We start from the raw sequence: 14,189 nt of genomic DNA, 5'->3' as shown, positions 1-14,189 counted from the left end.
TCAGCATAAATTAAAGTTAAAATATGGATAGCCAACAACAAGATCAATATCCCGTTAGCCCTGGTGACCACCTGGCCAACGAGCGTACCTTCTTAGCCTGGATCCGTACCAGTATCGCGGTAATGGCTTTCGGGTTTGTAGTCGTCAAATTTGCTCTTTTCATCAAGCAGATCTCGGTTGTGCTGGCCGGTAAAGTGATTTTACCGGGAAAAGGTTACTCGGCATCCATTGGGATAATATTGGTTGGGATCGGCGCAGTGATGGCGCTCATGGCTTTCCTGAGGTATAGGGAAACTGAACGTCAGTTATTGAACCGGAACTACAAACCGTCTCATACATTATTACTCATGATGACCTTAGCCATCATCGGCATGAGCGTAATGTTGATTTATTATCTTTTGCCGAGTATATAAGAGAACCTGTAGTGCCTTATCGAATACCTCCGCCAACAAATGAGGAAACAGATAGCTGGAGTCAAGATTGAGTCAGGTCAATTACGTTAGACAATAACGGCTTACAAAATGTAATTTTTTTAACTTTTGTAACAAACATATGGACAGATTTTGAATAGATAATTGAATTGCAGGGGCAGATGCTTTTTTTATACTGTTGAGAGAGCAGTAAACACCCGCCTAAATCATGACCGGTGAACTCCAGTAGTATCAGATTTATTTCAGAATTAGAGCTTAAACAAGCAAATTTTACTATTTGACAAGATGAAAGACATTGAAAACGTGGTATCAATTTACGTAAATGATCTGTTCAGGGAATATAATAATGATCATCTGAGCTTTCATAATATGATACATATACAAGAAGTTGTAAAAAACGTTACGCTCATCGGCAAGCATTCAGGTGCTTCAAAGGACGATATTCTGTTGCTGCGTACAGCGGCATGGTTTCATGATGTGGGGGTTACCGTACAATACAAAAATCATGAAACTGAAAGTATCGCGATCGCGAGGGATTTTTTGAACCAACTGAATTGCGAACCGAGGTTTATTGATGTGGTTGCGGAACTGATCGACGCAACGCGCATGCCTCAGAACCCAAAGACGCTCCTTTCAGAAATGATTTGCGACGCCGACCTTGCCCATCTGGCCAACAAGAAATATCATCTTTATGCAGGCCGTCTGCGGCAGGAATGGGCACATTTCCTTAATAAAAGATTCTCGGACGCCGAATGGAACAAATTCAATCTGTCGTTTTTGAAGAATCACCGGTATTTTACACCTTATGGTCAAATGGTGATGGCTAAACAGAAGCAACTTAATATAGCCAGACTAGCTGCTGTAAACTAAGAAAAGGCAATCGTACTCCGGCTTTTAAAATAGATGTCTGCCAGTTCGCAGCAGACCTCATATTGACTTTTATGATATTTAATACAAAACGGGCAGAGCTATATTTTTCAGGACTGAATGGATCGACATATCCAACTCATATCCCGATATAAACATGGTACGGTCCGACAAAGGTGGATTCGATTTGTTGGAAAGCATGAACAATCTACAAGTGTTTTTAAATTTAACCAAAATGTCTTTTCGCAAAGCCCCCCGACTAATACCAAGACATTTTGATAAGTTAACCAACAACGTTATATAGGAATATAGACTAGGAAAACAAATAGGCAAAGCCATAATCATAGCCTTCCAATACGGGACTGCTTTAAGTCCGATCCAGGTGTATCTCTTTGGTGTTATATTATGCGGATATCACGCAGATCATTCGAGAATAAATTTTCCTGTATGGGCCATTGGTTGTAACGTCATCATTTGAGTTAGAATGAGCAGCCATTGCTACCTGGAATTATTACTGGAAAAAACAGCGTGATAAAAAACTTAAGGGCGTCAAATTCTGCCAATAACAAAAGTTTTGTGCAAAAAAAATGAACAGTTAATATTTTGATAACATTAGCATCTTAATTTGTAAATAATAATAATATAGGTTTGTGATCAATATAGGTGCTGAAACCTTCGATCATTAATCACATGTCCTTAAAATATATCACCGGCAAATTTTCAGTTTTGTTTATTTCCCTGATATACTTTGTCTTTTCATGCTGTTATGTGACCCGTTGCCAGAGAACCAACTCCCTTTTTATATTCGGTCACAGCAGTCATAACACCTTGCATGTGGCAAAACGTCAAAACAGGGCTTTTAAACATGCCGATACCGGAAAGTTCCCTACCAGGCCGCGTGTAATTGCTCACGATAATAAAATAATTCTGTCATTTGTCGCCGTTGTGGTTTTAAGCTGTCTGTTTATTGGCTTTAATAATAGAAAAGAATATTATTTACCGTTTATCGTCTACTTTAAACGTCTTTATTCTCCCAATCTGATCCTCTCTCTCGGGAATTTCCGTATCTGAGAACATTCTGCTTTCTGATATTTATCTGAGCTAACTGTATTTACGTACAGCTATAGCTTTGCACACCCTCGTTTTCCGGATTTTGTTACTGCGTCGTGCTCTTATCAGAAGCGAACTGGCTTTTTATTTTCATTTTTTTACCCATAAACAGTTTTGTATGAGACCAATTTTCTACTATTTTAAAATTGCTTTCCTTTTGACGTTTTGCCTCGTCACTGGGACAACTGTGTTTGCCCAGCAAACCCAGACAATCACAGGCAAAGTTATTGATGCCGCTGACCGAACAGCGGTTATTGGTGCCAATGTGAGGATCAAAGGCATCAACAAAGGAGCCGTTACAGATGCTTCGGGCATTTTTAAACTGAATGCCTCGCCTGAAGCAACGCTTGTGATCAGTTATATCGGCTACCTGACCAAAGAGGTACCGGTTGCGATGATCCATGGCCCTGTTTTATTGACTCCCGACGCTAAAACTTTAAATACAGTAGTGGTTACAGCCCTGGGTATTTCAAAACAAAGTAAGGCGCTGGATATTCGGTACAAACCTTGACCGCTAATCAGATCGCCAGTGTCCCTGACCCCAATTTAGTGAATGATCTGCAGGGAAAAGTGGCGGGCGTTCAGATTACTAATGGTTCTGCCGGGTAGGGTCTACTTCAAGGATTGTCATCCGCGGGGAAAACTCCTTTTCCGGCACCAATCAACCTTTGTTCGTGGTTGATGGGGTGCCGATCAGCAATGATACCTATTTTAATGATGCCGTCAACAACTCTTCCAACCAAGGAACATGGGCCGAAGTGGACTGGGGAAACGGAGCATCGGAGCTCAACCCAAATGATGTTGAAAAAATGACGGTATTAAAGGGGCCCGCCGCTGCCGCTTTATACGGAGCCAGGGCCTCTAACGGTGCGATTGTCATCACAACAAAAAAAGGCAGATCCAAAGACGGTTTGGTGGGCGTGACCTTTAATTCGCAAACTACCGTAGAAACGGTGATGAGATTTCCGGAATTGCAGAACCAATATGGCGCAGGAAATGGCAGCGTCGATTATAAATATGTCAATGGTGGCGGCTCGACTGAAAATAATATTCCCAATTTTGGCCGTGCATTTGACCCGAACTACCTCGTAGTGCAGTTTGACAGCCCGCAAGGTCCGTACATGGCGGCGGATCTTAATGCGGTCAAAACATTGCCTGCCGGAACATTACCTACGCCAACTCCATGGGTAGCGCATACGGATAACCTGAATAAGTTTTTTGGTGTCGGCGTAACCACACAAAATAATATTTCCTTCGCGACCGGAGATGACCGGAATAATTATCGCTTTTCCGTTGGCAACCTGTATAACCATGGTAATGTCGGGAACATTGACCTGATGAGGAATATGTTTTCTTTCCGCGCTGAAAACAAGTATACTGATAAATTGAGCTCCAGTATTTATGTTAACTATATCAATAGCTCAAGCGACAACCGTCCGAATATTGGCTACGGTTCAGAGAACGTCATGTATACGTTTCACGGGGTATACGGAATGCCACTCAATGTCAATATCGAATCCCTTAAAAAATTATGGGCTGCTGGTCAGACAGATCAAACACAGTTTCGCTATTGGAATAACCATGATAACCCATACTTGACGGTAAACGACAATACCAATAGTTTTAAAAAGAACCGTATCATCGGCAACGCGCAGTTAAATTACCAGTTTACACCGGAACTGAGCGCTTTTGTTCGCACCGGGATCGATACGTATACGGATGACAGGCAGGGGGAGCGGGTTTTCGGAACAGTAAGGTTCCCCAATGGCGGTTTCAGAACGGATAATGTAACCTATGTAGAGAACAATACGGATTTCCTTTTAAATTATAAGCCTAAAAATACCGGTGAATTCCATGTGAATGTTGCAGGCGGCGGCAACAGGTTCAAGCAGAGCATCAACTATGTCCGTAACATTGCCAACTCGCTGATCGCACCGGACTTGTATAATTTCAGCAACGCTTTAACCTTATTGCCCCCTGAATATATTAGACAGGAAAGGGCTACTTACAGTTTGTACGGTTTTGGTGATATCGATTATAAGGGATTGGTCTATTTAAACGTGACCGGCCGGAATGACTGGTCGAGCACTTTACCAACGAACAGGAATTCTTACTTCTATCCTTCGGCATCGTTAAGCGCGATCGTTTCCGATATATTTAAGATGCCCGAGCCCGTTTCATTTTTCAAGATAAGACTGTCAGGTGCCCAGGTAGGACACGATGCTGATCCTTATTCGATTAACAACACGTTTACCACCATTACACCATTTAACAGTACTCCTTTAACTACCATTACCAATACGTTGGCCAATAGTAATTTAAAACCGTCGACAACTGATTCGTACGAAGGCGGCTTTGAGATCCGCTTTTTAAAAGACAGGATCGGTCTGGATGCGACTTATTACATTTCCAACACTAAAGACGAGATCGTACAGGTTCCTGTACCTATTTCATCTGGTTATTCCGCGGCTTTTGTTAATGGGGGTAAAATACGCGACAAGGGAATTGAATTGGTTTTAAACGCCGCTCCTTTAAGATCGGAAAATGGCCTGAACTGGACTATGACTTTTAATTTCAGCCATGATGTATCAACCGTTACGGGATTACCCGACGGTTTAAGCAGTTATAAATATGCGGATGTAACCCAATATGATCGTTACTATCGTTCCATTCAATACAATGCAGTTGTTGGAGAACGTTTTGGCAATATCTACGGCAGGTACTTTAAGCGGGCTCCTGACGGGCAGATCATCTACCAGAATGGCTTACCGGTCACTTCTGATGAGACCGACCGAAAGGTGTTGGGTAATTATAACCCGGATTTCATTTTGGGATGGTATAATAACTTTTCCTACAAAAACTTCAATTTCGGAATGACCTGGGATTGGCGCCAGGGAGGCAGTTATTACTCCTACACAGAACTGGGACTGTTACAAGGCGGCATGTCTCCGCTTACCCTTCCCGGCCGTACAGATGGAATTGTTGGTCAGGGGGTGATGCTTAATGCGAATGGAACTTACTCCCCTAATACAGTTAAGGTGACCGCTGCAAACTATTACCTGAACGGTATATATAACCCTAATAATAATGAAGAGTTTATTTACAGTGCTACTTACCTTAAACTACGTGAGGTAAAGCTGGGTTACACCTTCAAGCATATCTTAGGAAAACAGTCACCCGCCAGTTTGAATGCATCATTGGTAGGCCGCAACTTATTGTTGTTTACTCAAAATAAGGATGTAGATCCTGAAAACCTTGCGTTGCGCGGAAATAAGATCCTGCCGGGCATTGAATTCCTCAGTTATCCGAGCACCCGCAGTTTCGGCTTCAATGTCAACTTTAGCTTTTAAATGAATCAAGGAGATCAAATCATGAAAAAAATAATTAAATATCCTTTAACCTTTATTGTTCTTTTAGCAATAGGCATGACCTCCTGTAAAAAAGAATTTCAAAAACTAAATAAAAACCCTAATACCCTGGAGGTGGCCAATGATCCGTCGCTGGTCGGTAATATAGAGGTAAACAGTTTTTTTAACTCGGCTTATAATGCCTGGACCTTAGGTAACGGAATGAGCCAGTACGCCACTTTCAGCCAAAGCTATTATAATACGCTGGCCCGTTATATTCCCGCTTCCAACCAGCCTTACTGGCAGGTGTTGTATACCGATGCGAGGGATGCTAACCAGGTTATCACTGATTCCAAAGCGAATGGCAATACTGCAATGCAGGCTGTTGGTCTGATTTTACGTTCCTATTCCTTCGCGCAGCTCACCGACCTTTGGGGTGATATTCCATTTAAAAATGCCTTGCAGGGACAGAACGGGAATTTTGCGGCCTCATATGATGGTCAGCAAACCGTTTATACTGATCCTGCCTTGGGTGTATTGCCCTCATTAAGAGCTGCAGATAGTTTGTTAAAAAGCAGTGTTACCGCCATAACCGGTGATTTAATTTATGCTGGAGATATCACCAAATGGAGGAAATTCTGTAATGCCTTGCGTTTAAGATATTTATTAAGGGCCTCTTCAAAACTCAGCTCGGCAGCAGCTGAAATGCAGAAAATTGTGAGCGATGGTACTATTTTTCAAAGTGCATCTGAAAGTGCTGAACTGACCTTACCATCGTCGGTGCCTTACGCGTTTCCAAGTATCACAGAAAGGTCAGGGGATTACAGTATTAAATACCTCAATACCTTGCTTTACAATTTTTTTGTGAATACCGGGGATCAGCAGCGTTTAACACTTTTATTCGCTAAAAATGTAACCAACCAAAATGCTACCGGTTTCAATTTCAGCTATTATGGTGGTATGCCCATAGTTTCCGATGCAAATACCGCACAGGTGAATAGTGCTTCCGGGTTTAACTCTTCTATATTTTTAAGCAGTCCGTCTTCTCCGGTTTTAAAAGCCAGGGTTATTACCTACCAGGAAGTGGAGTTTATTCTGGCAGAAGCCAGTCTAAAGGGTTTAATAACTACAGGAAGCGCGGCAACTTATTATGTTAACGGTATTACGGGTGCATACGCTGACTACGGAATTGATGCGGTCAGCACCGCGGCTTATCTCTCTAATCCCAGCGTGGTATATAATCCTGCTAATGCGCTGAATCAGATTATTACCCAAAAATGGGTGGGCAATTTCGATGTCGGTTTCGAAGGTTGGATTGAATACCGGAGAACGGGCATTCCGGCATTCGATGCGGCCTCTGCCAACCTGAATGGCGGTAAAATCTCTACACGGTTCCTATACCCGCCTGATGAGCAAACGATCAACGCCGTGAATTATAAAGCGGAGCTCCAGGTACAGGGGGGAACGGAAAGCACCTCTTATAAAGCATGGTGGGAAAAGTAAATTTAATCTAATAAGGTTTAACAGGCACTTCAATTCATTTGAAGTGCCTTATCTAACTCTTGAAATGAACGATAGAAAAGCAAATATCAACGAAAAAGACAGTAGTTTTTCCGCTTTTGCCAGGCGCTGGCCCTACCCGTAAGAGTACAGATTATCAGGCTGATCATTGAAAACGGTTTTGCAATAAACCGAGATGAGCTTTATGTGGCCGACTTCGCTAGAGAAACTATCAACAAGCATCTTAGTGAACTGAGGTCACTCGGGTCTTACGGATGGAAGGGAGCAAAGGCCATGTCACTTATAATATTGATCAAAATTGGTTTACACAAATGATCACGGAGTTTCTTTCTTTTTTTGGAAAGTGTGTTTTGGTTCCTCAACCTGAAAGCGTAGATTATTACATTCAAGCATATACACCATCTGTAAATGATGATAAACCGCTACCCGGTTACCCTCATTTCGGAGCTTTTATTAAAAAGCACCGGGAGGAACTTCATATTACCCAGGAAAGCTTTGCCAAAAAAATCAGGATAGATAGGGGGCAATTAAGCAGGATTGAGTGTGGTAAGAAGTCTATTAAACTCCATAAATTAAAAGCCTTGTCCAAAGCGCTTTATTTAAATTATCAGGATCTTAAAAAGGAATATTACAGTTATCAGCTGGCTGAAATTATGGATGAAAGCGGTTACGGTGAGTCTGTCCTGGTTAGTGCCAGGGAAAAGTTGGATTATTTGTCGCCGCGAAAAAATCTGTAGGCTGTTTGTGTTTAAAATAATACCCGTGCTGAGACGACTTCAACATCAGTTTGATTTAACTTTTTTTCTTCTGTTTTAAGAAATGTAATCATGAATTTAGTGCAGCTTTTTTTTAATGATCGGGATTTTTGGGCAACAGATGAACTGCCCCTATTACAAGGGCAAAGTCCAATACCAACACAATCAAAATTATAATAAAATCCATTATTTAAATACAAAATTAACTCATTATCAGTTGTTTTGTATTGCTAAATCTCAGGAAATTTTTTTAATATATTTCACAATTTGTCCATTATAACTTGCTGATCATTGAACTGCTCCGGGTTATTCTGTAGAAGTGGCACAAAAAAGATGTTAATCAAGCAAAATTTTGATAAGCATGCAAAATGATCAGGCTGTTTAGCGGCTATTCGACTCCTTGATGGGACGAAAATGAAAGAATCGGGTCTATACTGTTTTTTTCTACAAAAGCACAGACCCGATTAATACCATACCCATCTTGATTGATTATCTTCTGTAGTACGGACGCATGTAATTGATTGATAAAAGGCTTACACTTGCCGGTGAATTATTTATCTATACCATTTCTTCTTCCTGCTCTTCGACTGCAATTACGCCATTGCCGATCACCAAAAAACAGATGATTCCCAGGAGTACAATTAACGATAGCCAGAATTCAGAATAGGGCCTAAAGATATTCTGCCGCAGGTTAACCAGAACGACAGCACCCAATAGCGCTGGCAGGTTAAAGAGGCAAAACAAGCGGGTCCGAAGACCTACAGCAATGCACACACCGCCGATAAGGTGCAATATGATGATCAGGTGCGCCAGGATCGTAATGGAGATTGACAGGCCTAATTTTTCAGCGATTCCTGTTTCCCGCAGGTACTGATCCAATACATCGAGATTTAAAATGAATGCGATTCCCTTCCAGATGAGTATCATGCCAAGGGCAATCCTTAAATAGTCGATCCATTTAGGGTGATGATGATCCCCCCAAATTTTAATTTGCAAGAGCGTTTTCATACGTTTATGAATTGGTTACTATATAAACGTATTTATTTAACTAATTGTTATATATATTATGCTATGAAAATACATTTGGGTGTTCAATGCAGGCATGTTTTCTGTTATACTTAAACTCCGAGCTATATTAAAGTCTGCTTGTTTTTTAAATTATTACTACCTATGGGAACTTACGACGCGACTTTTACCCGATAATATTTTTTAAGAATGATATTACGTTCGAATTGGAAGAAGTTTATTAAGCCAGCAATCTTTTGGCCAGTTTGCCAATTGTCAAGCCCTGTACCAATATCGAAAACACCACTATTATATAGGTGACCAGCACAAAGGTGTCCCGGTACATATCAGAGCCTAATGAAAGCGCAAGTGCAACAGAAATTCCACCTCGTAAACCGCCCCATGTCAGGATCGCCACAGCGTTTTTTTCAAAATGTATTTTATATCGCATAAATGATATGGGTATAATGACGGATATCCAACGCGCAAGCAGCGCGATGAATATAGAGATAACACCAATGATCAGTACGGTGGTGTTTACTTTAATAATCAGCATTTCAAGGCCGATCAATAAAAATAAAATAGCATTCAGAATTTCATCGATCAGTTCCCAAAACTTACCTAAATAATCTCTTGTGAGATCAGACATTCCTTCGCTCCTGGCTTTGTTTCCCGTGATGATACCAGCGACCACCATTGCTAATGGACCGGAAATATGTAAATGTCCGGCAACATAATAACCGCCCATCACGATGGCAAGGGAAATCAAAACCTCTACTTTATAATCGTCAATGGAACGCAAAGCCCAAAAACCGGCATAGCCGAGAATAGTGCCAAAAATTAAACCCCCGATCGCTTCCTGCAAAAAAAGTTTACTTATTTCTATAACAGAAAAATCTCCAACTCTGGCGACCTGCACGATACTAATAAATATAACTACCGCAACCCCGTCGTTAAAAAGTGATTCACCGGATATCTTCAGTTCAAGAGAAGAAGGAATCTTGGCCTCTTTAAGAATTCCCAATACGGCAATTGGATCTGTAGGAGATATCAGGGAGCCAAATAGCAAACAATAAATGAAGGGAATCGGAAAATGAAAGAGCTGAAAAAGATACCAAACTAAGCCACCGATGATAAAAGTTGATAATAAAACGCCGCCTGTTGCTAGGATTATTATAGGCCAGCGCTCCTTTTTTAACTTGCCCGCATCAATATGTATTGCACCGGCAAATAACAGAAAGCTCAACATGAAATTCATAAGTACATCCTGAAAGTCAATTGAGGTAACCAGTTGGATTGCCTTTTTTGAAAGAAGTGAATGCGAGTTACCAAATGTTGCCAGTAAAATTGACGATATTAATGAAAGAATCATTATCCCTATCGTGGATGGCCATTTTATTAGTCGATGGTTAACGTAGGAAAATATCGCCGCCAGTACTATGGTAATGGTTAAAATCTCATTAATGTTCATTAGTTACTTGTCTTATCTGTTTTACAGCGGCTAAGTTAAGCTACTGCATTTTTAAAATGTTAGAATTGTTAAATGATTGGAGCGGCTATAAAATCAATAAAGATTTATGCTCTTTTTCGACCAATAAGCTTAACGGAACCATTTAATCTGCTTTGAAAAATACTTAATGTTGCTGGTTAACAAGTCGGAAGAAATAGCATGCATTATAACAAGATCAATTTAATTTGTTTCAACTATTGCTATTCCGCAGTGGAAAGATCACCTGTACCTGATTGGTATTTTTATCGATAATTTGATAATTGATAGTAGAACGGTGATATTCCAGTACCCGCTTGACGATGCCTAAGCCAATTCCGCTTCCGGCAATGTATTTGACGTTGCTTCCCCTATAAAAAGTGGTAAACAGTGTTGCTGTGTCTTCAACCAGCGGAGGTTCACCGCTATTAGTTATCAAAAGTTCTATTTCCTTATTCTCCTGCCTGATCAAGCATTCCAGAGAATGGTCATCAGAATAGAGATATGCGTTTTTAAACAAGTTTATCAGGGCAATTTTTAATAAAGTCTCGTCTCCAGATATCTCCAAATCTGTCTCGTTTCCAGTGTTATTTTCAATCTCAAACTTTAATTTAAAATCAGGATATATTTTAGACAAATCCGCAACCGTACTATAAATCAGTTCATCAAGCCTTAATTTTGCAAAAGAAGAATGGTGTTCACGGCTATTGATATCAGCAATAGCAACAAGTGAGCTGATAATTTCCGAAAGCTGGAAGGTATCATCAAAAACACTGGCAAGATTAGCTCTGGTATCTGCATCCAACCCATTTCTGTGAAGTAAATTTTCTATCTGTGCAGCAATCCGCGCGACAGGAGTACGTAATTCATGCGAGGCATTGCCCGTAAACTCTTTTTGTCTGTCGTAGGCATTGTCAATGCGGTCCATCATCTGATTAAAGGAATTGGCCAACGCATTGATTTCATCTTCCCGCTTAGCCTCAGAGAGCCTGATCTTTAAATTGCTATCCGTTATTTCCTGTATCTTTTGCCTAAAATTATCGAGTGGTTTTAGGGCTCTTTTACTTAGGCGGAATGATAAGACCCACACAGTAGTAGTTCCGATAATGAAAGCTCCTAACAGCAGGTATTTTAGGTAATTGAGCTTGCTGTTGTCATAAGTGTCTTCTGCAGAGACGACTACGTAATAGTGTTTGTGGTCATAGGTATAATACAGCCCGAGGATATCATACGGATCAGTCTTTTTAAATATCCTGTGCTTCGTTTTTATTTGATTAAGGTCTGCCTTTGTTAAATTTACGGTTAACGTATCGTTGCTGTTGTAGATTAGTTTATAGTCTTCGTTATAGATCTGGGTATTTTCATTATAGAGTTTATTGATACTGTTACTATCAATGATCTTCTGCATTTTATAATCAATCTCTTTTACTTCGATAAGCAGTTTGGCTGTCGTTTGGGCTTTTTCGGTCATCAGCGCAGCAAACTCATCCTGTCTGAAATGGGCAAAAAGCACGTAGACCGTTAATGTAACAGTCGCTAATAGCACCGAAAAGAGGCAACTGAAAATAAAGGAAAACCGTTGTTTTAAATTCATTTGAGATAATAACCAAACCCTGCACGGGTATGAACCAGGGGCCTTCTGAACCCCTTGTCTATTTTGTTTCTTAAATAATTAATGTACACCTCTATCGTATTCGTCCCAGTTTCAAAATTAATATCCCAAACTTTAGCAGCAATGGTTTGTTTAGAAACCGGTTTACCATCCTCCAAAGCCAACAATTCGATCAGTTTATATTCCTTAGGAGTCAGGTTGATTTCCTTGCCAGCCCTGGTTACCTTCATCTCACCTGTATAGATCATCAGGTCGTCAACAGACAGAATTTGCCTGCTATCGTCGTCCGTATGATAGCTCCTTCGTAGGAGGGCATTAACGCGTGCATATAATTCTTCCAAATGAAATGGCTTTACGAGATAATCATCCGCGCCTGACTCAAATGCAATGATCTTGTTTTCCACGTCGCTATAAGCCGTTAACATCAATATCGGCTTGATTTTATCCGTTAACCGGATCTTTTTACACACTTCGATACCATTAAGAGAAGGAACGTTGACGTCCAAAATATAGAGCTCATAGTTTTCAAGCTGGAGATGCTTAAAGAATAAGGTGCCATCATAAACAATATCACAAAAAAGACCCCGGCTGTCCAGGAAGATCTTAATCTCGTTGGACATTTTGTAATCGTCTTCTAATAGCAGAATTTTGAATATCATGTATAATGAAGAGATAGGTGTAAAATAAAAACCATAACACAGTAACGGACAATAATCCAATATACAGATAAAGCTCCGGTTGATTAGTCCGAAGCTTTAAATAACCGTCATTATTTCCCTAAAATAATGCCCCGAAACAAGATATATTTATGAGTATATAACTTATCCTAATTCCAGTTCCAGTTTACCTTCCGGCGTTGCAGGAACGTGTTTCGTTTCATCAGCATGCTCAAATTTCATGTTAACACTAATGATCAGGAAATAAGCCATGCTGAATATTAATGAAAGTAAAACACTGACCAATATGGCGACCTTAGCGATATCCTGATAGGCTTCCGCCTTAAACGCCAGCATAGTGGTGAATATCGACATGGTGAAACCTATACCTGCCAAAGTGCCCATGCCGAACACCTGTTTCCACTGCACATTACGCGGCAGACTGGCAATTTTACAGGCAACCAATATCCGGCTGAACAGGAAGATGCCTATTGGTTTTCCTATAACCAGACCAAAAATAACCCCCAGGCCAACTGTGGTACCTAATGCGCTGATAATGTGATCCGGTAACAGGATCGCCGTATTAGCCAAGGCAAACAGGGGTATGATTAAAAAATTAACATAGCGGTGAATGGCTTTTTCAATTTGTGGTAATATATGTACAGGAGTGGCAAATGCTACCAAAACCCCACAATACTTGATTCGATGCCGGAGTTGAAAAACGAGTACCAAAGGCCAAGGGACAATAATATTTGCACAGGGCCGAATCTTATTTTGAAATAATTTACCGCAAACAAGGCTGCATAAAGAGCCGCGCCGATACCAAGGAAAAGCCAGTTGATGTGTCCCCGTAAAACAGCGCTATTACCACAATAGCACCAAGGTCATCAATGATAGCAAGTGCCATTAATAGTATCTTTAAACCTACAGGTATTCGTTTGCCCAGCAGGGAGGCTATACCAACCGAGAATGCGATGTCGGTAGCTGTTGGTATTCCCCAGCCATGTAAATAACTGGTATGCAGGTTAAATGCAACGAATATCAGTGCAGGCACGGTCATGCCGCCAAGGCCGCTCCAAAAGGAAGTACTGCCTTTTTAAAAGATGAAAGTTCTCCGCTGACCAGTTCCCGTTTGATTTCCATGCCAGCCATCAAAAAGAAAAAAGCCATCAGGAAATTATTGATCCAGCTTAAAAAGTTCTCGGCAGGGGTATAGATGAAAGCGTTACCAGATCGCCATGCCAAAACTGTTTGTAAGCAGTCGCGAATCCCGAATTGGCCAGGCACATGGAAAGTACGGTGCAGGCAATTAACATCAGGCCGGTAAAACGGCTGTCATTAATTAAGATCCTTAATGGATTGATGGCTTTTAATAATATCCTTTTCATGTTATATTCCC

Annotated in this window: 11 protein-coding genes and 1 pseudogene; 6 read left to right on the top strand and 6 right to left on the bottom strand. The window is 40.8% G+C overall.

Going from position 1 to position 14,189, the window contains the following annotated elements; all coding sequences use genetic code 11:
* The first annotated feature begins 23 nt into the window (after positions 1-23).
* From DIU38_RS24375 to DIU38_RS24350, 6 genes are all read left to right on the top strand, one after another.
* Complete coding sequence (locus DIU38_RS24375) at positions 24-413, top strand: YidH family protein (RefSeq protein WP_112653417.1); 390 nt, start codon at positions 24-26, stop codon at positions 411-413.
* Between the two features lie 303 nt (positions 414-716).
* Complete coding sequence (locus DIU38_RS24370) at positions 717-1,301, top strand: HD domain-containing protein (protein WP_112653416.1); 585 nt, start codon at positions 717-719, stop codon at positions 1,299-1,301.
* 1,225 nt (positions 1,302-2,526) lie between these two features.
* Positions 2,527-2,919, top strand: a complete 393-nt coding sequence (locus DIU38_RS24365) for a carboxypeptidase-like regulatory domain-containing protein (RefSeq protein WP_149354168.1) — start codon at positions 2,527-2,529, stop codon at positions 2,917-2,919.
* Between the two features lie 112 nt (positions 2,920-3,031).
* Positions 3,032-5,758, top strand: coding sequence for a SusC/RagA family TonB-linked outer membrane protein (locus DIU38_RS24360; protein WP_149354167.1), 2,727 nt, complete (start codon positions 3,032-3,034; stop codon positions 5,756-5,758).
* Between the two features lie 21 nt (positions 5,759-5,779).
* Entirely contained in the window at positions 5,780-7,258 is a 1,479-nt protein-coding gene (locus DIU38_RS24355) for a SusD/RagB family nutrient-binding outer membrane lipoprotein (protein ID WP_167516269.1), read from the top strand.
* Positions 7,259-7,587: 329 nt separating this feature from the next.
* Positions 7,588-8,013: a helix-turn-helix domain-containing protein gene (locus tag DIU38_RS24350; RefSeq protein ID WP_167516268.1), complete on the top strand. Its 426-nt coding sequence runs from the start codon at positions 7,588-7,590 to the stop codon at positions 8,011-8,013.
* Between the two features lie 576 nt (positions 8,014-8,589).
* On the opposite strand, the gene DIU38_RS24345 is transcribed toward DIU38_RS24350, so the two are convergent.
* The 6 genes and pseudogenes from DIU38_RS24345 to DIU38_RS34515 all read right to left on the bottom strand — a co-directional run bounded on the left by DIU38_RS24345 (position 8,590) and on the right by DIU38_RS34515 (position 14,178).
* Entirely contained in the window at positions 8,590-9,039 is a 450-nt protein-coding gene (locus DIU38_RS24345; RefSeq protein WP_112653412.1) for a DoxX family protein, read from the bottom strand.
* A 238-nt stretch (positions 9,040-9,277) separates the two neighbouring features.
* Positions 9,278-10,507 (bottom strand): cation:proton antiporter, encoded by a 1,230-nt coding sequence (locus DIU38_RS24340; RefSeq protein WP_112653411.1) that lies wholly within the window; start codon positions 10,505-10,507, stop codon positions 9,278-9,280.
* 229 nt (positions 10,508-10,736) lie between these two features.
* A complete protein-coding gene (locus DIU38_RS24335; protein ID WP_112653410.1) occupies positions 10,737-12,116 on the bottom strand; it encodes a HAMP domain-containing protein in 1,380 nt (459 codons plus the stop codon).
* Complete coding sequence (locus tag DIU38_RS24330; RefSeq protein WP_112653409.1) at positions 12,113-12,793, bottom strand: response regulator transcription factor; 681 nt, start codon at positions 12,791-12,793, stop codon at positions 12,113-12,115. The genes DIU38_RS24335 and DIU38_RS24330 overlap by 4 nt, the downstream gene beginning before the upstream one ends.
* Before the next feature lie 162 nt (positions 12,794-12,955).
* A pseudogene (nhaA, locus tag DIU38_RS34220) lies at positions 12,956-13,942 on the bottom strand (Na+/H+ antiporter NhaA).
* A gap of 38 nt (positions 13,943-13,980) precedes the next feature.
* Positions 13,981-14,178, bottom strand: coding sequence for a Na+/H+ antiporter NhaA (locus tag DIU38_RS34515; RefSeq protein WP_149354164.1), 198 nt, complete (start codon positions 14,176-14,178; stop codon positions 13,981-13,983).
* Positions 14,179-14,189: the final 11 nt, after the last annotated feature.

The sequence above is a fragment of the Mucilaginibacter metallidurans genome, from assembly GCF_003286435.2.
In the GTDB taxonomy this organism is placed as follows: Bacteria; Bacteroidota; Bacteroidia; order Sphingobacteriales; family Sphingobacteriaceae; genus Mucilaginibacter; species Mucilaginibacter gossypii.
This window is presented reverse-complemented; position numbering and strand designations above follow the sequence as displayed.

Coding starts and splice junctions, on each gene's coding strand:
- DIU38_RS24375 (WP_112653417.1), top strand. CDS start 24: ATGGATAGCCAACAACAAGATCAATATCCCGTTAGCCCTGGTGACCAC.
- DIU38_RS24370 (WP_112653416.1), top strand. CDS start 717: ATGAAAGACATTGAAAACGTGGTATCAATTTACGTAAATGATCTGTTC.
- DIU38_RS24365 (WP_149354168.1), top strand. CDS start 2,527: ATGAGACCAATTTTCTACTATTTTAAAATTGCTTTCCTTTTGACGTTT.
- DIU38_RS24355 (WP_167516269.1), top strand. CDS start 5,780: ATGAAAAAAATAATTAAATATCCTTTAACCTTTATTGTTCTTTTAGCA.
- DIU38_RS24350 (WP_167516268.1), top strand. CDS start 7,588: ATGATCACGGAGTTTCTTTCTTTTTTTGGAAAGTGTGTTTTGGTTCCT.
- DIU38_RS24345 (WP_112653412.1), bottom strand. CDS start 9,039: ATGAAAACGCTCTTGCAAATTAAAATTTGGGGGGATCATCATCACCCT.
- DIU38_RS24340 (WP_112653411.1), bottom strand. CDS start 10,507: ATGAACATTAATGAGATTTTAACCATTACCATAGTACTGGCGGCGATA.
- DIU38_RS24335 (WP_112653410.1), bottom strand. CDS start 12,116: ATGAATTTAAAACAACGGTTTTCCTTTATTTTCAGTTGCCTCTTTTCG.
- DIU38_RS24330 (WP_112653409.1), bottom strand. CDS start 12,793: ATGATATTCAAAATTCTGCTATTAGAAGACGATTACAAAATGTCCAAC.
- DIU38_RS34515 (WP_149354164.1), bottom strand. CDS start 14,178: ATGAAAAGGATATTATTAAAAGCCATCAATCCATTAAGGATCTTAATT.